This is a genomic window from Caballeronia terrestris, from assembly GCF_001544515.1.
GTDB classification, from domain to species: Bacteria; Pseudomonadota; Gammaproteobacteria; order Burkholderiales; family Burkholderiaceae; genus Caballeronia; species Caballeronia terrestris.
In genome coordinates, this window is sequence record NZ_FCOL02000002.1 from 1 (window position 1) to 19,122 (window position 19,122).

16 protein-coding genes are annotated in these 19,122 nt (G+C 62.8%); 4 read left to right on the forward strand and 12 right to left on the reverse strand.

What is annotated here, in order from left to right; genetic code table 11:
• Window positions 1-246, forward strand: a 246-nt coding sequence (locus AWB67_RS41690; protein ID WP_235025005.1) for a hypothetical protein, incomplete at its 5' end; no start/stop codon positions are given.
• Window positions 247-442: 196 nt separating this feature from the next.
• Window positions 443-1,873: a tetratricopeptide repeat protein gene (locus tag AWB67_RS39395; protein ID WP_125477532.1), complete on the forward strand. Its 1,431-nt coding sequence runs from the start codon at window positions 443-445 to the stop codon at window positions 1,871-1,873.
• Here the strand turns inward: AWB67_RS39395 and AWB67_RS01830 are convergent.
• The 4 genes from AWB67_RS01830 to AWB67_RS01845 all read right to left on the reverse strand — a co-directional run bounded on the left by AWB67_RS01830 (window position 1,756) and on the right by AWB67_RS01845 (window position 8,093).
• On the reverse strand, window positions 1,756-2,772 hold the full coding sequence (locus AWB67_RS01830) for an NAD-dependent epimerase/dehydratase family protein (protein WP_087654541.1): 1,017 nt from the start codon (window positions 2,770-2,772) through the stop codon (window positions 1,756-1,758). The two genes, AWB67_RS39395 and AWB67_RS01830, sit on opposite strands and share 118 nt — an antisense overlap.
• Window positions 2,773-2,788: 16 nt before the next feature.
• Window positions 2,789-6,436, reverse strand: coding sequence for a rhamnan synthesis F family protein (locus tag AWB67_RS01835; protein ID WP_087654542.1), 3,648 nt, complete (start codon window positions 6,434-6,436; stop codon window positions 2,789-2,791).
• An 88-nt stretch (window positions 6,437-6,524) separates the two neighbouring features.
• Window positions 6,525-7,271: an ABC transporter ATP-binding protein gene (locus AWB67_RS01840; protein ID WP_087654543.1), complete on the reverse strand. Its 747-nt coding sequence runs from the start codon at window positions 7,269-7,271 to the stop codon at window positions 6,525-6,527.
• A 3-nt stretch (window positions 7,272-7,274) separates the two neighbouring features.
• On the reverse strand, window positions 7,275-8,093 hold the full coding sequence (locus tag AWB67_RS01845) for an ABC transporter permease (protein ID WP_087654544.1): 819 nt from the start codon (window positions 8,091-8,093) through the stop codon (window positions 7,275-7,277).
• A gap of 487 nt (window positions 8,094-8,580) precedes the next feature.
• On the opposite strand from AWB67_RS01845, the gene AWB67_RS01850 reads away from it, so the two are divergent.
• Window positions 8,581-10,479 (forward strand): glycosyltransferase family 2 protein, encoded by a 1,899-nt coding sequence (locus AWB67_RS01850; RefSeq protein ID WP_235025014.1) that lies wholly within the window; start codon window positions 8,581-8,583, stop codon window positions 10,477-10,479.
• A 37-nt stretch (window positions 10,480-10,516) separates the two neighbouring features.
• On the opposite strand, the gene AWB67_RS01855 is transcribed toward AWB67_RS01850, so the two are convergent.
• The 5 genes from AWB67_RS01855 to rfbB are packed head-to-tail and all read right to left on the reverse strand — an operon-like array spanning window position 10,517 to window position 14,821.
• Window positions 10,517-11,428 carry a glycosyltransferase family 2 protein gene (locus AWB67_RS01855; RefSeq protein ID WP_374729793.1) on the reverse strand — a complete coding sequence of 304 codons (912 nt, stop codon included), beginning with the start codon at window positions 11,426-11,428 and terminating at the stop codon, window positions 10,517-10,519.
• Entirely contained in the window at window positions 11,410-12,309 is a 900-nt protein-coding gene (gene rfbD, locus AWB67_RS01860) for a dTDP-4-dehydrorhamnose reductase (protein WP_087654547.1), read from the reverse strand. The genes AWB67_RS01855 and rfbD overlap by 19 nt, the downstream gene beginning before the upstream one ends.
• A gap of 10 nt (window positions 12,310-12,319) precedes the next feature.
• Entirely contained in the window at window positions 12,320-12,871 is a 552-nt protein-coding gene (gene rfbC / locus AWB67_RS01865; RefSeq protein WP_087654548.1) for a dTDP-4-dehydrorhamnose 3,5-epimerase, read from the reverse strand.
• Window positions 12,856-13,749, reverse strand: a complete 894-nt coding sequence (gene rfbA, locus AWB67_RS01870; RefSeq protein WP_087654549.1) for a glucose-1-phosphate thymidylyltransferase RfbA — start codon at window positions 13,747-13,749, stop codon at window positions 12,856-12,858. Before rfbA ends, rfbC begins: the two co-directional genes overlap by 16 nt.
• A 10-nt stretch (window positions 13,750-13,759) precedes the next feature.
• Window positions 13,760-14,821: a dTDP-glucose 4,6-dehydratase gene (gene rfbB / locus AWB67_RS01875; RefSeq protein ID WP_087654550.1), complete on the reverse strand. Its 1,062-nt coding sequence runs from the start codon at window positions 14,819-14,821 to the stop codon at window positions 13,760-13,762.
• 316 nt (window positions 14,822-15,137) lie between these two features.
• Between rfbB and AWB67_RS01880 the strand changes: the two genes are divergently transcribed.
• Complete coding sequence (locus tag AWB67_RS01880; RefSeq protein WP_087654551.1) at window positions 15,138-15,980, forward strand: symmetrical bis(5'-nucleosyl)-tetraphosphatase; 843 nt, start codon at window positions 15,138-15,140, stop codon at window positions 15,978-15,980.
• On the opposite strand, the gene AWB67_RS01885 is transcribed toward AWB67_RS01880, so the two are convergent.
• From AWB67_RS01885 to AWB67_RS01895, 3 genes are read right to left on the reverse strand one after another with little or no spacing between them, the layout of a single operon-like run.
• Window positions 15,958-16,758 (reverse strand): lysophospholipid acyltransferase family protein, encoded by an 801-nt coding sequence (locus AWB67_RS01885; protein WP_087654552.1) that lies wholly within the window; start codon window positions 16,756-16,758, stop codon window positions 15,958-15,960. The two genes, AWB67_RS01880 and AWB67_RS01885, sit on opposite strands and share 23 nt — an antisense overlap.
• Before the next feature lie 2 nt (window positions 16,759-16,760).
• Window positions 16,761-18,038: a dihydroorotase gene (locus AWB67_RS01890; RefSeq protein ID WP_087654553.1), complete on the reverse strand. Its 1,278-nt coding sequence runs from the start codon at window positions 18,036-18,038 to the stop codon at window positions 16,761-16,763.
• A gap of 19 nt (window positions 18,039-18,057) precedes the next feature.
• Entirely contained in the window at window positions 18,058-19,101 is a 1,044-nt protein-coding gene (locus tag AWB67_RS01895; protein WP_087654554.1) for an aspartate carbamoyltransferase catalytic subunit, read from the reverse strand.
• Window positions 19,102-19,122: the final 21 nt, after the last annotated feature.

Consider the following 19,122-nt stretch of genomic DNA (forward strand, 5'->3'; position numbering starts at 1 on the left):
CGTCTCGCAGGGCTGGTTGCCTCATTCTGCCGCAACCAGCCCTGCCTCAGCTTATCTACCCGACGCGCGTCAAGTGTTCGCTTCGCCGGGCTTGCGCCCGCACTTGACCCGGCACTTCACCCACTCGAGATTCGAAAGAGGCTGTTCAACGTTATGGTTGTTGCGAAGGCTTTCGATATGCCGAAGAAAAGTCAGATCGTGGGGAGCCGTTTAGTTCACCGTCAAAGGTTCAAGGTGCGCTCGTAAGTAGAACATCCAAGATAAACCAGCGCGGTGCCTCGCCGCCTCAGGGATTGCCCTCCTGCACCGTAAGGGTGAGATTGTTTGCCATACAATACACGGGATTCCAGATGAAGTTCCCTGACTACATCCAACAATTATGCAACCGAGCAGACAATCTACGGCCACAGCATTTATTCGCTCTTCCTTAGCGTTCCCGACGATGGGTAAGCGCATCGCGAGATTCGTCGGCCGCACTCCGGCTTTCCGGTTCGCTGTATTCGCTGCGCTTCTTTCGATTCACGCGTTTCGCAGAATCCACGTTCCATCGATTACCCGCTCCGAGCAGCGCCTCACACCGCTTAAATATTATTCGCTTTCGCTGACGCGATTCATGCGCGGACTCGGGGCGGATGTTCGGCCGCATTGTCAAACCTATATATGCCAGCGCAACCGAATCGCGAAGACCGCATGTCATGTTGGGCAGTTGGCGCACGCTCCGTGGTTGAGCGCGTGGCTCTATTTCGCCAATGTGCAGAAAATCCAGGGCTTCTTCGACGACTCGAAATTCCTGTATCGCGAACTTGCGACCAAGCGCACGGTGCGTGATATCGCGCTGCGGGGTCTGGGCGATCTGCTCGGGATGCAGGCCGTATGGGCGAGCGAGTTCGAGGCCTACGCATTCGGCGGAATTGCGCTGAATGTCTTCAAGGCGCTCAAGAAAAATGCGCACGGAGATACGTGGCACGAACGAACGTTCATCGAAGCCATCGCCGTGCTGACGGAGGCGGTTCAATCGAACGTCGACAATGCCGACGGTTGGTGGCTTCTGGCATATATCAACACACTCGCCGGCCGATCGCAGGCTGCCCTCGATGCGGATCACGAGTGTTCGGCTCGTAGCGTCATTACCTTCAAGGAGCGCTTCAGCAATGCGGCAAGAACGTTCGCCGTCGACCAGGCCCGCGGCGCTTTGCTGTACGAGACAGCACTAGAATCCTGGTCAGGATGGTGGCAAGTCGCCTTGGGACAGGGATCGTGGGTATTGAAACTCATTCGTGCGCGGGTCGAGAATGGCTCGGTTACGCCAGATCATCCGATGGACTTCGCTGGGACCGCGACGACGCCCGGCTCGGGCTCGACGTCACGCCAGGCGCGTTCGATTCCGATGCAATCGAATATTCCGCCGTTATCGACGTTGGCGGGGCGCATTACGCGCCCGCAGCGCGTTTGGCAAGTGCGGACCTCACGCTGCCCGCCGTCATCGACACAGACGCGATTCAGCGTACGCCGCGTCAGTGTTGGCGTTGACTTCGGCCGCGACCGCGGCGCCGATCCGCTGACACCACGCATCCAGCACGGGGTCCGCGAAGACCTTCGCGAGCGCCCGGCGATCCAGAATCACGGCTTGCACGAAGGCCTGCAAGCGAACCAGCACGCCGTCGAAATCGCCTTCCGCGAAAAGCGTCTCCAACTCTGCCGACAACGCATTTATCGTGGGGTAGAACGGTTTCCCCTGCGCCAGCGCGACTTCACTCATCGCGCGCCCCCGCTGCTCTCCGCCCGTCCGCTAAGGCGCAACGCCCGCTCATACTCCGCGCATCCGACCTCCAGACCTAAAAGCGGCTCCCAGCCCAGTTCGGCCCGGGCGTGAGATATATCGAGGTAGATACGCTCGACATCGAACTTTCGCTGCGGCAGATAGCGCACGTCGGCGGCGAGCCCGGTCTGGCGCTGCACGATCTCGAGCACCTCGTTGATGCTGTGGCCGACGCCGCTGCCGATATTGAAAGTGCCTGAGCGATCGCGGGCGCCGGCAAGCAACAGCGCGGACACCACGTCCTTCACGTGCAGATAATCGCGTACGACCGAGCCGTCGCCCCAGATTTCGATCGGCGTGCGTTCGGCGATCTTCTTGAAAAAGGTTGGAATCACGCCTTGCACGCCGATGCGATGCTGATGCGTCCCATACGGGTTCGACACGCGCAGCACGTTCGCCGTCAGACCGTAGAGATGCGCGTACATGCCGAGATAATTTTCGACCGCCACCTTGACGACACCGTACGAACAGAGCGGCTCCAGCGGATGATTCTCCGGCACCGGCAGCGTCGACGGATTGCCATACACCGTTCCACCCGACGACACATAGACAATTCGGCCCACATCGGCCGCCCGCATGGCGTTCAGGAGACGCAGCGCGCCGAGCAGGTTGCCTTCGACGTCCGCTACCGGGTCGGCATTCGAGGTACTCGGCACGGTCGTACTGACGAGGTGATACACGAGGTCCACGCCTTCCAGCGCTTTCGCGATCCCTTCGCCGGTCGAAAAATTGCCCGTGACGATCTCAAGCCGCGGATCGTCCGGTGTGACGCGCAGAGGAACATCGAGCGATGACGCGACGTCGGGCGCCGAATCGCGTTTGCGACGTTCGAAGCTTCTCACCTGCACGCCGCTCGCGAGCAGTGCGCGCACGAGGTGCGTGCCGAGAAAGCCGGCGCCACCGAGCACGAGCGCCCGTTTGACGGAAGATGCAGACGAAGTCGGAATAATCATGTGTGCGGGTCCTTGGTCAGCGCGTCACGCCAGGCAGGAAGGAAACGCGCCGCGTCAAACCAGCCAGTTCGACGACGCTCGGCAACAACCTTTCCAGCGCGTGCAGCATCGATCCGTCGATCGGCAGCGGCTCGGGCGGGTAGTCGTCCCAATCCAGCCCCAGCGCGAACAGCGGTGCGAGCGCCGCAGGGCGCGCCCAGAACATCGTGCCGACCGGAAACGAAAAGAACTGCTCCGGCAGCTTCGCGAGACCGAGCTTCTCGGCGAGCGGCTTCGCGAACGGCAGGTTTTTGTCCCAACCGATCATGTGCGGGTCGTCGGCGAACACCATGCCGAGCGCCGGATCGTCTGCGAAGGCCGAAACAATTGTTTCAGCCGCCGGATGGGCGCCGCCCAGCAAGGTTTCCATGACGTGATTCACCCAGTTGCGCACGAGGTCGGAACTCGCCTCAACGTGCACGCTTTTCTTCGTATGAAAATGGCCGACCAGATCGTAGCGCGTCAGGTCCGCCGCGAATTCAGTGACGAAAGGACCGATGTCGCGGCCGCGATTAGGTACGACGCGCAGCACAACCGAGCCGAACCGGTAACCCGCGAGCTGACGGCGGCAGTCGGTCGCGATCTCCTGCGACGGCACACTGACGAAAAGGTCCGCCTTCAGTCTGCTCGCGGCCAGACGGCTGATGATGTCCGCGAGCAGTTCAGGATAGAACGCGTGAATGTGAACGGCAATCCGCAGCGCATCGGTATGAACGGGGCGCGGCTTGGAGACGTCTATCAACGGTTCCTGCCATTCTCCGGCGGGCTTGCCGGCGGTGACGTAATGCACGAGCGGATTGATTTGCTCCGGTCCGAGATCGTGCCGCTCCACATACCGGTGCGGATAGAAACCGGGCGCGGGCTTGCGCGCGAAGATACCGCCTTGCGCCGCTTTGACGAATTTGCGGATTGCGTCTGCGCGGCTCGTGAGCGAACCGGGCGGCAGGAAAAACCATTCCGCGAAGTCCTCGCCGGCGAGCAAAGCCTCGACGTCGCGTTCTTCCTGCGCCGTCGCCTGCTTACCCTGCTTCGACATGCCGATCAGCGTTTCCACGTACCGCGTCATGTTGAAGCGGCGCTCGGCAAGTTGCAGCGCGTGCTCGCACACGGCCCGGCGCAGTTCCGGCGCATGGTAGAGCGCAACCACCCGGCGCGCCGCTTCTTCTACATTTAGAAACGGCAACACGCATTGTTCGAGCTGCGGGTCGCCGATGAAATTTTCCGCGACGCCCGTCGCTCGCTCGAACGACAGCACGGGCAAACCGGCTGCGACGGCGTCGAGGGCGATGTTGGGCAACGGGTCGAGCCGCGACGAGATGAAACAAAGATCGGCGAAGCGATAAAGCGCTTCGAGATCCGGCGTTTCGCCGACGAACTCGACGCGATCGGATAAATCCGCCTGCTCGACTTGCGTCGCCACGAAATCCGCGTACTGCTTGTAACCCGGAACGACGCCGCCGATCCAGACCATGAGGATGTCGGCATCCGGCGCAATCCGCCTGATCTCGGCCGCAGTCGCGACGAAAAGATCGACGCCCTTCCGATATTCGATCGTGCCCGCGCCGAGCACAATGAAAGGCTTCTTCGTGCGTGCACCGAGAATCTTTTTCTGCAGCTTGTCGATACGCGCCGCCGCGTCGGCCGGCGTGCCGCCGCTGCCCGAATTTTCCCTGGCCGGATCGGCGGGAATTTGCGATTTGCCTTGAGGCAAAACGTGCGAGCGCAGGATCGCCGGATGCGTCCGCTCGATGTCCGCGCTATCACGCACGATAGTGGCCGAAAACACCACTTGACCCGCCCACGCGAACGCATCGACGAGTTCGTCCGCCGAACAGTGGAACCGGAAGAACTCGTGCATCAGCAACGCCGTCGGCACGAAGCGTTCGGCGAGCGGCTCGAGCACGGCGCGTGACGCGATGCTGTTGACGATCGCGAAGTCGAACGCATAACGGCGACACAGCTCGTCGATCACCGCGGACAACGCGAGCGGATCGCGCTCGGCGGGCAAATAAGGCCCGGCAACGGCATCGCACACTTCGTCGAAGGCTTCGACCAGACCGCCCTTGCCGAGCAGCAAGGCCACCACGTGATAGTGCTCGCGCAGCTCGCGACAAATGTTCCAGGCGAGGACCGGCGCACCGGTGCGCGTGGCTTCGTGACTCACCACAAGCACTGTGCCGCGCTTGGGCGCGCCGTGCGTGGCGGAGGCCGGCGCGGCGCCTTCCAAGATTGCCCGCGATGCGTCCTTCGTTTCGCGCAGATGCAGTTTGGGCGGACGTCCAGAGCGGCCCTCGACCCGCCCGAACATCAAATAATGCTGATAGGGATTGCCGCCCGCGCGCGCTACATCGGCGTAGCGACGCACGTAGTACGTCTCGTCGAAATCTTCCGTCACGACGGGGCCGCGCGGGCCCTCTTCGGCAAGGGGCCGCGCAGGACGAAGCGCCTTAAGCCGGGCGCCGATCCGGCGCCCCACACGCAAAGGCCGCGTCACCCGCCACGAGGCCGAACGCACGACGGCCTGAAATTGCGCATCGCGATCGGCGATTGCGTCACGCAACGTGGCGAGTTGCGCTTCGAGTGGCTCGACCGCTTTCGCGACCCGCTCGTCGGCGTCCTTCAAGCCGAGATCGTGCGCCTCCTTCAATTGCAGACCATGCCGCGCCGCGACTTCGTGCAGAGTGATGTCCTGCGCGTCGGCATGTGTCTGAAGATTGCTCGCGTGCTTGCGCCAATCCTCGATTTCAGTACGCAGACGCGCCGCATCCGCACTCGCCGCGCGGCTCGACGCTTGCGCGTGTTCCAGTTCGCGAGCGGTGTTCTCTGCCCGCTTGCGCCACGCCTCGAGCGATTCCGTCAGCCGCGCGGTCGCTGTTTCCGAATCGTGCGCGGCGAATGTGCCGACCGCCAGCGCGGGCAGCACGGGGGCATCCGACGCCACCGCGATCAAATAGCGCGGCGCGATCGTGCCGCTCTCCCGTTCAACGGCGCCCGCGCCCGGCGTGCTCAAGTAATTGACGATATCGTTGTGCTGTCCAGGAGTTGCGTCGAGCGCGAACAGCAGTGACGCCTGGCGAACCCGCTGACCATACAGCCGATGCGCGCGAAACGATTGCGCGAGCAACGCCGCGAATTCTTGCCGATACAGTTCCTTGACGTGAAACGGATTCTTGTAGCCGGGAAGATCGGAATACTCATGCCGGTCTGGCGACGAGATCACCAGGACACCGCCTGGGCGCAACACACGGCGGATTTCGGCCAGCATGGCCTCATGCTCATCGTGATGCTCGATCGTCTCGAAACTCACCACGAGATCGACGCTCGCATCCGCGAGCGGAAGCGCAGTGCACGAGCCCGCGGCAAAGCGCAGATTTAGCGTCGACGACGCGTACTTGCGCTCCGCGAACGCGACCGCATTGGCGTCGATATCAACGCCGACTACCGATCGCGCGACGCCCGCGAGAAGCGCCGACCCATAGCCCTCACCGGCCGCGACGTCGAGGACGTCAAGTCCGCGCGCCAGGTCGAGCGCCGCATAGTACCGATGCTGATGCTCAAGCGTGATGTCCCCGGACATCGAGTCGGGCAGAAAACGTTCGCCCGTTGCGGGCAACTGTACTGTCATTGGCTATCTCTCGACTTACTGCACGCGCGGGACGACGCTCCCGCAAGCGTGAAGGCGCGCTCAGGACTGAGGCGCGGTGACCTTCTTCCTAAACCACGCTCACGGGTGCGCCGGCGGGGCGTTCGAGTCGCACGACTTCCTTGATCGTACCGTGTTCGAGCGTCAGCCTGACATTGCATAAGTCGTCGATTATGGCCGGATTGTGCGACGCCAGGACCATAATGCTGGCCCGACCGACGAACGATTGCATCCGCTCTTCCGCTTTCGCGACGAACGACGCGTCACCCACGCTCAGCCACTCGTCCATCAGCAGGATATCCGCCTCGACGCTCGTGATGATCGAGAACGCGAGACGCAGCACCATGCCGCTGGAATAGGTGCGAACGGGCATGCTCAGGTAATCCCCGAGTTCGGAAAATTCTGCGATGGAGGGCGTCAGCTCGCGCATCCGGTCTTTCGTCGCGCCGAGAATCAATCCGCGCAGGATGATGTTTTCGTAGCCGGTCGCTTCGTAGTCGAGACCGAGCGTGACGTCGAGCAGGCTCGTGACCTTGCCCTGGCTTCGGAAGGTGCCGAAAGTAGGCTCATAGATGCCCGCGAGCATGCGCAACAGCGTGGTCTTGCCCGCACCGTTGTGACCGACGAGCCCGACGCGGTCTCCTGCGCGAATCTCGAGGGTGATGTCGCGCAACGCCTCGACCACCGTGATGTTTCGGCTATTGGATGCGATGCGGCCGCCGGTGGCGGCAGCGAGGACCATCTGTTTGAGTGAGCGATTGCCAGTACCGTAGACCGGCAGATGAAGCGTGCAATTTTCTAGACTGATATAGGCCATCGTTCAAATCCAAAACGCGATGCGGGCGCGGAAGCGGGCGAACAGCGGAATCGCGATCAGATACAGCGCAACGGTGACACCGATCGCGCCGAGATAAATGACAGCCGACGGGACACCGCCGTAAATCGGGCCACGGACCACTTCCATGAACAGATAAAGCGGGTTATAGGCGACGAGATAGGCGCGATTGCCGAGTGCTTCCGGCTTCCAGATGATCGGCGTCAAGAAAAAGGCCAATTGGACGATACTGCCGACGATAGGCTGCATGTCGCGAAAACGCGTACAGAAAATGCCGAGGATGAGCGACGCGGGAAACGCGGCGATGATCACGAGCAATGCGCCAGGAATAGCGAGCAGCCACGTCCAGCTCGGTGTGATGTGCAGAACGATCATGACCGGCAAATACGCCAGTATGTTGTGGCCGAACATGACGAAGTTGCGCCAGATGGAGCGCATGACGTGCAGCGTAAGCGGCAGCCGCACGGACCGGACGACGGACTCCACGGCGCTGAAGCACGCGCAGCCGTCGAGGATCAGCCCCGAAATCAGACCCCACGTAATGATGCCAAGCGCGAGATGAGGCACGAAATCGTTCAGGTCGATTTTCAGCAGCGCGCCGTAAAGCGGCCCCATTCCGGCAATCGTGACGAGCATCGTCAGCGTGATCCACAATGGCCCCAACACCGAACGCCGATAGCGCTGGCGGATATCCTGCCATGCAAGCGTGGCCCAAACCGGATAATTCGTTACGCCTTCCGCGACGTCGCGGGCCGCTTGCGCTAGCCGGCCATCTTCGTTAGACCTTAAAGCGTTAGCTTGCATAAAGCAGTCCTGTCTGATGCATGGTGTGTCGGAAGCGGGAAAAAGTATGGGAAAATGGCGCGCCAGGCGAGAACACGTCGGCCCGAAAATAGCATGCGGAATCCGGCATTTGCGAGCGTCGCGAAAGACCCGGCCCCCGGGTTAAGCGGCCAACTATTGTACCGGGTTCACAGACGACCTCCAATTGCATCGTCAGAAGGTAACAACGCGTTCGCGAGTACCGCCGCCGGTTTCCGCCTTCCCCCGCAAAACAATGAGACTTGACGATTTGGATCCTTCCGCTCCGGACCTGCAAGAGGCGCTCGAAAACGCCCGCCAGCGCATCGCCGTCCTCGAAAACCAGCTAGCCGACGCCCGGCAGCATGCCGAACTCGCCGCCGCCTTGCAACGCAAGGCGTCCCAGTTGCAACTCGATGTCGACGCGCTCAAGGGGTCCACCTCCTGGCGCATCACCGCACCATTGCGCCTCGCGATCCAGTGCGCACGAATGGCGCCGCGCGTGGCGCACACCATCCGTCGTCAGGCGGAGGTTCGGGGTGGCCTCGCAAGCGCGCTTGGCTACTACTGGACCATCGTCAAGCGTGAAGGTCCACGCGGCATCTTCGGCCGGCTGGAGCGCCTGAACAGCGGCATGGGATTCGCGGACGGGCCGCCGTCCGACGAGCGCTATCACGCGTGGATCGAACGTTTCGATTCCTTCGACGACGCGAAGCGCGCAAAGGTTCGCAGCCTTATCGCCGCGCTGCCCGACAAGCCGCTCATCTCGATCGTCGTGCCTACTTACAACAGCGACGAAAAACTGCTGCGCGAGATGATCGGCTCCGTGCGCGCGCAGTTGTACGAGCAATGGGAACTGTGCATCGCCGACGACGCCTCGCCGAACCCCGAAGTCGCGCGCGTGCTCGCCGAGGCGGCCGCCGCCGATCCGCGCATCCGCTACACCGTCCGTCCGGTCAACGGCCACATTTCCGCGGCGAGCAACAGCGCGTTGGAACTAGCGCAGGGGAAATTCGTCGCCTTGCTCGATCACGACGACATCCTCCCCGAACACGCGCTCTTCATGGTCGCGCAATACGCGAACCGGTTTCCGGCCGGCCGCCTCTTCTACAGCGACGAAGACAAATTCACGGTCGACAGCGTACGCACGGCGCCTTACTTCAAACCCGACTGGAATCCACACCTGGTGCTGTCGCAAAACTTCTTCTCGCACTTGGGCGTTTATGAGACGGCGCTGGTGCGGCAGGCAGGCGGTTTTCGAAAGGGTCTCGAAGGCAGCCAAGACCACGATCTGACACTGCGCTGCATCGAGATCGCGGGTCACGGCAGCGTGGTTCACATTCCGCACGTGCTGTACCACTGGCGCATCATGCCGGGCAGCACGGCCCAGAGCGGCAGCGAAAAGCCCTATGCGCATACAGCGCGAATCCGGGCGATCGAAGATCATTTGCAGCGCAGCGGCATCGAGGCAAGCGTCGAGGAACCGTTCGGCGAAGCCGGACAACTGCGCGTTCGCTATGCAGTGCCGACGCCGGCGCCGCGCGTGTCGATCATCATTCCCACGCGCGATGGCGTCGCGCTGCTGCGCCAGTGCATCGACAGTGTGCTGGGAAAAACACAGTATCCGGATTACGAAATTCTGATCGTCGATAACGGCAGCGTTAAGCAGGAAACGCTCGACTACTTCGGCGAACTGGCCGCCAACAGCAAAATCCGCGTGCTGCGCGACGATTCCCCGTTCAACTTCTCTGCGCTCAACAACCGCGCGGCGTCGCAAGCGACCGGCGAGTTCCTGTGCCTGTTGAATAACGATATCGAAGTGATTACGCCGGACTGGCTCGGCGAAATGGTGAGCCTCGCCGCGCAACCGGGCGCGGGCGCGGTGGGCGCTCGCCTCTGGTATCCCGACGATACGCTCCAGCACGGCGGCGTTCTGCTCGGCCTCGGCGGGGTCGCTGGGCATATGCATCACCAGTTGCGGCGCTGGCAACTCGGCTATTTTGGTCGGGCGGTGGTCACGCAGAATCTGTCGGCTGTTACGGCGGCGTGTCTCGTGATCCGCAAATCGATCTACGAGGAAGTCGGTGGACTCGACGAAGAACTGGCGGTCGCGTTCAACGACGTCGATTTCTGTCTGAAGGTGCTCAAGGTAGGCTACCGCAATGTCTGGACGCCGCACGCGGAGTTGTACCACTACGAGTCGGCCACGCGCGGCTCGGACATGGATGCCGACAAATATCAGCGGTTCGTGCGTGAAGTCCGCTGGATGGAAGCGCGCTGGCCGGATCTGATCGCGAACGATCCGGCTTACAACCGCAACCTCACGGTCAAGACGGACGTTTCACCGTTCGCCCTCTCGGATCCTCCGCGGATCGGGCAGTTCGAGTAACTGCACGGCCCCTCTGCCGCGTTTCGCGGGAGTCGCGCTACAGCCGCCCTGCGCGTCCGCGCAGCGCGTGCCAGATTCCCTTGAACGCCATCTTCAGATGCACGCCGTTGCGCGGCGGCAGCAAGGCATAGATCAGTAACCGCGGCGGCATCTTCACCAATTCGGTCGATTTCCAGGTGCATGGAATATAGCCCCGGGCCATCAGGGCCACGGCATTGCGGAACAGATAGTAATGCCGCACGGCGCTGTGCATCGGATAAGTTCGACCCAGCACCTGGACGGGTTCGTCGCCGAGTTCGTGAGTCAACGTGAGCCACGGCACGCCGAGTACGCGAAACCCCTTGTGGCGGGCGCGTGCGCACCATTCGAGATCGACAAAATCGATGAACAGGGCGTCGTCCATCGGGCCGATCTCTTGCCAGCACCGCAGGTTGACGCACGAGCCAGATGTAATCAGGAAATCCACGTCGATTGGCGTATTGCCGACCGGGGCAATGCGTCGCAGCTTGAAATAGCGGAACTGGACGAATGGGGCAACTCCGCCGAGGCGGGCGTCGTCGTATGCGGGACCGACCAGCGCAATTCGTTCGCCGCGCGCTACGTGGTCCGCCAGGACCAGCGGCAATTGCTGGAGCAATTCGACCGAGGGCGAACTGTCCTGATCGAAGAGCAGTGCGGAGTCGAAATCCTCGTCGATCAACCGACCGACACCCTGGTTCAGGGCGGTCGCAATGCCGAGATTTTCGCCGTTCGAAAGATATGCGATGCTCGCCGACAATCCGAGTGCTTCGGCCGTCACGCGCTCTTCGGAATTGTCTACCACGACCACACGATGAACCGACGCAAGCCGGTTCGCCCGCTCAACGCACGCGCGATCCGGCCGGTAGAATACGACGACGCATCCGGTGCGCACAGGCGCCGCCGAGCCTGTCAACGCGCTTCCAGACACAACCCGAGCGCGTCCTTCCAGTCAGGCGAGCGCAAACCGAACACGCGCACGAACTTGTCGTTCGACATGCGCGAATTCGTCGGCCGGCGTGCCGGCGTCGGGTAATCCGAGGCGGGAATACCGGTGACTTGCGGGCGTTTTTCGAGCGCTGCCGCTTCGAAGATTGCCTCGGCGAAACCTTGCCACGACGTTGAGCCCGAAGCCGTCAGGTGATACACGCCCGAGCGCTCGCTCCACCATTCGGCGGAATCGGACGCGGCGAACGCCTGCGCAACGGCATGCGATGTAAGCGTCGCGATAGTGTTGCTCCAGGTGGGCGCGCCGAACTGATCGGCGACGATCTTCAGCTCCGGTCGCTCCGCGCCAAGCCGCAGCATCGTCAACAGAAAGTTTTTGCCGCGCGCACCATACACCCAGCTCGTGCGAAAAATCAGGTGATTCGCGCCACTCGCCGCGATTGCCTGCTCGCCCGCCAGCTTGCTCTTACCGTAGACGTTTTGAGGATCGGTCGGATCGTCTTCGACGTACGCGCCATCCTTTGCGCCGTTGAACACGTAATCCGTCGAATAATGGACCAACGCCGCGCCGATCTTCTTCGCCTCTTCGGCCAGCACGCCGGGCGCTTCGCCATTCACGCGCATCGCCAGTTCGTGCTCGCTCTCGGCGCGATCGACCGCCGTGTAGGCAGCCGGATTGACGATCAGCGCGGGACGAACCGTCTGGACGACGCTACGAAGTTGGTCGAGGTTCGACAGATCGCCCTGTTCACGCGTCAGGGCAACGACCTGGCCCAGACCCTGAAGCGAGCGCACCAGTTCGAAACCGACCTGGCCGTTCACGCCGGTCACGAGGATCTTGCGCGGAGAAGAAAGCGTGCTCATACGGACTCCGTCATGCGAACACCTCGGCTTCGGCAAGCCGCTTGCCCGCCGCGTCCTTCGCCGCCACCAGCGGCTCGCCGTCGATCGGCCAGTCGATGCCGATGTCAGGATCGTTCCACACGATGCTGCGCTCGTGCGCCTGAGACCAGAAGTCCGTGGTCTTGTAGAGGAACTGCGCCGACTCCGACACCACGACAAACCCGTGCGCAAAACCGGGTGGCACCCAAAGCTGCCGGTGATCGTCTTGCGACAGCGTCACGCCCACCCATTTCCCGAACGTCGGCGAACTTTTGCGGATATCGACGGCAATATCGAACACCTCGCCTTCGACCACGCGCACGAGCTTGCCCTGCGCATGCTCAATCTGGTAGTGCAGGCCTCGCAATACGCCGCGCCCAGAGCGCGAGTGATTGTCTTGGACGAACTCAACGCCCGGCGCGACCTGTTCGGCAAATTCACGCGCGTTGAAACTTTCGTAAAAGTAGCCGCGCGCATCGCCGAAAACCTTCGGTTCGATGATCTTGACGTCGGGGATTGCCGTGGCGGTTACTTGGATGGCCATGCAACTTGGTCCTTGGGAAGATTGAGCAAATATTGTCCGTAAGCGTTTTTCGCGAGCGGCTTGGCGAGCGCGAGCAATTGCTCGTCGCCGATCCACTGACGGCGATAGGCGATCTCCTCCGGACACGCCACCACGAGACCCTGCCGCTTTTGCAGCGTCGCGATAAACGTCGCCGCCTCGATCAGCGAATCGTGCGTGCCGGTATCGAGCCACGCATAACCGCGCCCCATGATCTCGACGTCGAGCTTCTTTCGCTCCAGATAGCGCGAGTTGACATCGGTAATCTCAAGCTCGCCACGCGGCGACGGCAAGATGTCCGCCGCAATATCGCATACCTCGTTGTCGTAGAAGTACAGCCCCGTCACCGCGTAGTTCGAGCGCGGCTTCAGCGGCTTTTCTTCGATCGACAACGCGCGGAACGACTTGTCGAATTCGACCACGCCGTAACGCTCGGGATCGTGCACGTGATACGCGAACACGGTCGCGCCGTCGGTCCGAGCGTCGGCGCTTTCGAGCTGCTTCGCGAGGTCGTGTCCATAAAAAATGTTGTCGCCGAGGATCAGCGCGGAAGGATCGTTCCCGATGAAATCGCGCCCAATGATGAACGCTTGCGCGAGCCCATCCGGCGACGGCTGCACCGCGTACTGGACGTTCATGCCCCACTGGCTGCCGTCGCCGAGCATGCTCGCGAAGCGCGGCGTGTCCTCGGGCGTCGAAATGACCAGCACGTCGCGAATGCCGGCGATCATCAGCGTCGAGAGCGGGTAATAGATCATCGGCTTGTCGTACACCGGCAGCAGCTGCTTCGAGACGACATGGGTGATCGGATAGAGCCGCGTGCCGGAGCCGCCCGCGAGAATGATGCCTTTGCGCGCCATGATCAGATCCTCAAGCGCGCGTGGCGTAGTTGGTCTCGACCCACTTCCGGTACTCGCCGGAAGCCACTTCGTCCGCCCACGCTTGATTGTCGAGATACCACTGGACCGTCTTCGCGAGACCGGTCTCGAACGTTTCGGCAGGCTTCCAGCCAAGTTCTCGCTCAAGCTTGCGCGCGTCGATTGCGTAACGGCGGTCATGGCCCGGACGGTCGGTCACGTAGGCGATCTGGTCGCGGTACGAGCCTTTGGCCCGCGGCTTCAAACGGTCGAGCAGATCGCACAGTGTATGCACGACTTCGAGATTTCTCTTTTCGTTCCAGCCGCCGACGTTGTACGTCTCGCCCGGCGTGCCGCGCGCGAGCACTTCGCGGATCGCGCTGCAATGGTCGCTGACATACAGCCAGTCACGCACGTTCTGGCCATCGCCATAAACGGGCAGCGGTTTGCCGCCAAGCGCGTTCGCTATCATCAGCGGAATCAGCTTTTCCGGGAACTGGTACGGGCCGTAGTTGTTCGAGCAGTTGGTCGTGAGTACCGGCAGGCCATAAGTGTGGTGATACGCGCGCACCAGGTGGTCGGAGCCGGCCTTGGTCGCCGAATAAGGGCTGTTGGGCGCGTAGGGAGTCGTCTCGGAGAACTGCGGGTCGGTGGCGGACAGCGAGCCGAAGACTTCGTCGGTCGAGACTTGCAGGAAGCGGAACGCCCGCTTTTCATCCTCGGGCAGCGCGCTCCAGTAAGTACGGGTCGCTTCCAGCAGCGTGAACGTGCCGACGACATTCGTCTGCACGAAATCCGCCGGACCGTGAATCGAACGGTCGACGTGGCTCTCGGCGGCGAAGTGGAGAATCGCGCGGGGCTTGTGTTCGGCTAGCAGCGCATCCATCGCTGCGCGGTCGCAGATGTCGGCGCGCGCGAAAATGTGGTTCGCATTGCCCTGCAGCGGCTTGAGCGTGCCGAGATTGCCGGCGTACGTCAGTTTGTCGACGTTGAGCACGACTTCATCGGAGCCCTGCAGCCAGTCAAGCACAAAGTTGGCGCCGATAAAGCCGGCACCGCCCGTTACGAGAATCATAGAAGCCCTCTTTGCAGTCGTTTTCGACGATCCGATCCCGCCAAAAACAGTGCGTGTAGACGTGGAAAAATTGCGCAATGCATTGCGCGCGGCGTGAATGTGTGGCAAATCCGACCGATTTCCGGAAAATCCCGCCGTGTTGATTAGACGCTGATTATAAAGCCGTACCGTGCAAAAACTACACACCTAACAACTTGAAACAGCTAGGACTCGCCGGCTTCAAAGTTGTAACGGGCGGGCGACGAGGCCGTCGGCGGCGGTGCGTGCGTTGTTCCATAATGGCCGCCATGCCTCGAATCCCCACGAACCCTGCCCAATGACCGACTCACTCTCCCTCGCCGTTCCCCCGCTCGCTTTCGGTGATTTGCAAGGCTGCCGCCAGCCGTTCAAGCGGCTCTTACGCAAGCTCGCCCCCACCGACGACACCCCGCTCTGGTTCGCCGGCGACCTCATCAATCGCGGCCCCGAATCGCTCCAGACGCTACGCGACGTGATCGCGCTCGGCCCGCGCGCGACGGTCGTCCTCGGCAATCACGACCTGAATCTGCTCGCGGTCGCGGCGGGCCTGCGCAAGTCGAAGAAAGGCGACACGCTCGATGAAATCCTCAGCGCGAAAGACGCCGGCGATCTCATCGACTGGGTGCGCCACAAGCCGCTTGCGCACTTCGAGCACGGGATGCTGATGGTTCACGCGGGCGTGCTGCCTCAGTGGGACGCCACGATGACGCTCGAACTCGCCCACGAACTCGAGCAGGCACTGCGCGGGCCGAAGTGGAAGGAGACGCTGGCGTCGCTGTACGGCAACGAGCCGCATCGCTGGGATGATTCGCTGACCGGCGCGGACCGCCTGCGCGTGACCTACAACGCGCTGTCGCGGATTCGCTTTTGCACGGCGGAAGGTTCGATGGAGTTCGCGAACAACGGCGGCCCGGACGCCGCGCCGCCCGGCTACATGCCGTGGTACGACGTCCCCGGACGCCGCACGCAGGACGTGACGGTCGTGTTCGGCCACTGGGCCGCGCTCGGATTGATGATCCGCGACGACGTGATGTGTCTCGATTCGGGCTGCGTCTGGGGGAACAAGCTGTCGGCGGTGCGGCTCGCAGCCGACCCGGCGGAGCGCATCGTCACGCAGGTCAGCTGCGCGATGAAAGACTGAGCGGCGCCATGTCGATGGCGGCCGGCTGGACATCTGGAGCCGCGTCGCCGCGCAGGCTGAAGAGCGCCCTTTCGATCGCGGCCTGCGCCTCGCTCGCCAGCAGCCGCCGGTTCGCGCCGGGCGCGAGCGCTTCACATACATAAAGATGCGCCGTCAGCGGCGCGCCGCGCAGCAGCGCGTTGAGCGATTCGCCAAGCGACATGTCATCGATATAAGCCGGCGCCGACGATTGCCGCCCGTTTGCGTCCTCGTACATGAGACAAATCGGCTGCACCGGACACGACGCCGACACCGCCGCCTGAAACATGTTCGCGTGAAACGGCAGCAGCTTCTCGCCGTTCGACGTCGTGCCTTCCGGGAACACGCACATCAGCTCGCCCGCCATCAGACGATTCGCGAGCTCGTGCATGATCCGCTTTGCGTCGCTGCGTTTCTCGCGCTGGATGAACACGGTGCCCAACTGCTGCGCGAGCCAGCCGACGATCGGCCACTTGCGGATTTCCGCCTTCGAGACGAACGGCGTCGGCCGCCAGGCGTTGATCACGTAGATATCGATCCACGAAATGTGGTTGCCGACCACCAGCACGCCGCTGTCGAGCCGCGCTTCGTCGTTGTGAACGACGAGTTTCATCCCCGCAAGCCGCAGCATCTTCAGCGACCACGCGCGGTTCATGTCGAGCCGCTCGCGCGCGGACGCGCGCGGAAACCGCGTCGCGACGATCCACATGCCGTGCAGCAGATGCCCGACGAGACGTGCCTTGCGCCACGCGAGCCGCATCGTCAGCGGGCTTCGTAGGCAACGTGGCCAGCGACGATCGTCGCCCGCACGCGCGCCGGCAGTTCGTAGCCGAGAAACGGCGAATTGTGTCCCTGACTCTTCAGCTTGCGCGGATCGACAAGCCAGTCGCCTGCGGAATCGAAGATGCAGAGATCAGCGACCGCGCCCGCCGAGAGCCGCCCGGCGGACAGCTTCAGCACGTCGGCGGGGGCCGAGGTAATGCGCGAAAGCGCCTTCGCGAGCGGCAGGTTCGCCTCGCGCGCCCACTTCACCGTGAGCGATAGCAGCAGTTCGAGGCCGGTCGAGCCCGGCGTCGCTTCGGCGAAGGGCAGCAGCTTTTCGTCGTCGTCGAGCGGCGTATGGTCGGAGCAGATCGCGTCGATCGTGCCGTCGGCTAGCCCCGCGCGGATCGCATCGCGATCGCGCTGCGAGCGCAAAGGCGGATCGAGCCGGTACTGCGAGTCGAAATAGCCGATATCGACGTCGGTCAGGTGGACGTGGTTGATCGTCACGTCGCACGACACCGCGAGCGCTTCGGCCTTTGCAACGCGCACGAGTTCGACGCCCGCCGCCGACGACAGATGCGACAGGTGCACCCGCGCGCCCGTCACGCGCATCAGCTCGAAGATGGTGTGCAGCGCGATGGTTTCCGCCGACACCGGCACGCCCGACAGCCCTAGCCGCGACGCCACCGCTCCGCTCGCCGCGACCCCACCGCGCGCCATGTACGCGTCTTGCGGACGCAGCCATACGGTGTAGCCGTATGTCGTCGCGTATTGCAGCGCGCGCAGCAGCGTGCGCGTATCGATGATCGGATTGTCAGCCTGCGAGAAGCCGATGCAGCCCGCCTCCGTCAGTTCGACCATCTCGGTGATCGCCTCGCCCTTCAAGCCGACGGTCAGCGCGCCCAGCGGATACACATGTGCCTGATGCAGCTTCTGCGCGCGAAACTTGAGCATTTCGACGAGGCCCGGTTCGTCGAGCACGGGATCGGTGTCGGGTGGGCAGACGAGGCTCGTCACGCCGCCCGCGAGCGCCGCGGCCATTTCGGATTCGAGCGTCGCCTTGTGCTCGAAGCCCGGCTCGCGCAGGCGCGCCGACAAATCGACGAAGCCCGGCGCGATCGACAACCCCCTCGCGTCGATGGTCTTGGCCGCGTTGAAATCGGCGGGCGCGTCGCCGATGGCGACGATGCGTCCCGCCGCGATGAAAACGTCCGCATGCCGCTCGGTGCCGGCCGACGGATCGAGGAGCGTGCCGCCCTGAATCTGGATCTTCATGTCGTGTTCTTTATCCCGCTTAGTCACTGTTGCCCGCGACGATGCCCATCACCGCCATTCGCACCGCGATGCCGAACGTCACCTGGTTCAGGATCACCGACTGCGGGCCGTCGGCCACTTGCGAATCGATTTCGACGCCGCGGTTCATCGGCCCCGGATGCATGACGATCGCATCGGGCGCGGCGAGCGCGAGGCGCTCGGGCGTGAGACCCCAGCTCTTGAAATACTCCTGCGCGGACGGCAGCAGCGCGCCGGTCATGCGCTCGTTCTGCAGGCGCAGCATGATGATCACGTCGACGCCCTTCAGCCCTTCGTCGAGGTTGTGATAGACGTGCACGCCCATCTGCTCGAGGTTGCCCGGCAACAGCGTGCGCGGCCCGATCGCGCGCACTTCGGGCACGCCGAGCGTCGTCAGCGCGTGAATATCCGAGCGCGCAACCCGCGAATGCAAAATGTCGCCGACAATCGCCACGCGCAACTTCGTGAAATCGCGCTTGTAGTGGCGGATCGTGTACATGTCGAGCAGGCCCTGCGTCGGGTGCGCGTGACGGCCGTCGCCGGCGTTGATCACGTGCACGTGCGGCGCGCAATGCTCGGCGATCAGGTACGGCGCGCCGCTTGACGCGTGGCGCACGACGAACATGTCGGCGTGCATCGCGGAGAGGTTGTTGATCGTGTCGAGCAGCGACTCGCCCTTGCTCGTCGACGATGCGTTGATGTTCAGATTCAGCACGTCCGCCGACAGGCGCTTCGCGGCGATTTCGAACGTGGTGCGCGTGCGCGTCGAGTTCTCGAAGAAGAGGTTGAACACCGACTTGCCGCGCAGCAAGGGCACCTTCTTCACTTCCCGATCGGTCACGCTCACGAACTGCTCGGCGGTATCGAGGATATGCGTGACGATTGAGCGCGGCAATCCTTCGATGGTCAGCAGGTGCTTCAGCTCACCGTTCTTCGTGAGCTGCGGATTGCCTTTGAGAAAGCCATATCGGAACGTGTTGGATGCGCGCGCGGACGCGTTGTCCGGTGTGCTGCTCTCGGCAGAACCCTGAGTGGCGGTGTTCATTTCTGTCCTGGGTATTCAGTG

Coding starts and splice junctions, on each gene's coding strand:
- rfbC (WP_087654548.1), bottom strand. CDS start 12,871: ATGGCCATCCAAGTAACCGCCACGGCAATCCCCGACGTCAAGATCATC.
- AWB67_RS01835 (WP_087654542.1), bottom strand. CDS start 6,436: ATGACAGTACAGTTGCCCGCAACGGGCGAACGTTTTCTGCCCGACTCG.
- rfbA (WP_087654549.1), bottom strand. CDS start 13,749: ATGGCGCGCAAAGGCATCATTCTCGCGGGCGGCTCCGGCACGCGGCTC.
- AWB67_RS01845 (WP_087654544.1), bottom strand. CDS start 8,093: ATGCAAGCTAACGCTTTAAGGTCTAACGAAGATGGCCGGCTAGCGCAA.
- AWB67_RS01890 (WP_087654553.1), bottom strand. CDS start 18,038: ATGAAGATCCAGATTCAGGGCGGCACGCTCCTCGATCCGTCGGCCGGC.
- rfbB (WP_087654550.1), bottom strand. CDS start 14,821: ATGATTCTCGTAACGGGCGGTGCCGGCTTTATCGGCGCCAACTTTGTG.
- AWB67_RS01840 (WP_087654543.1), bottom strand. CDS start 7,271: ATGGCCTATATCAGTCTAGAAAATTGCACGCTTCATCTGCCGGTCTAC.
- AWB67_RS39395 (WP_125477532.1), top strand. CDS start 443: ATGGGTAAGCGCATCGCGAGATTCGTCGGCCGCACTCCGGCTTTCCGG.
- AWB67_RS01830 (WP_087654541.1), bottom strand. CDS start 2,772: ATGATTATTCCGACTTCGTCTGCATCTTCCGTCAAACGGGCGCTCGTG.
- AWB67_RS01850 (WP_235025014.1), top strand. CDS start 8,581: ATGGCGCCGCGCGTGGCGCACACCATCCGTCGTCAGGCGGAGGTTCGG.
- rfbD (WP_087654547.1), bottom strand. CDS start 12,309: ATGAGCACGCTTTCTTCTCCGCGCAAGATCCTCGTGACCGGCGTGAAC.
- AWB67_RS01880 (WP_087654551.1), top strand. CDS start 15,138: ATGACCGACTCACTCTCCCTCGCCGTTCCCCCGCTCGCTTTCGGTGAT.
- AWB67_RS01895 (WP_087654554.1), bottom strand. CDS start 19,101: ATGAACACCGCCACTCAGGGTTCTGCCGAGAGCAGCACACCGGACAAC.
- AWB67_RS01885 (WP_087654552.1), bottom strand. CDS start 16,758: ATGCGGCTCGCGTGGCGCAAGGCACGTCTCGTCGGGCATCTGCTGCAC.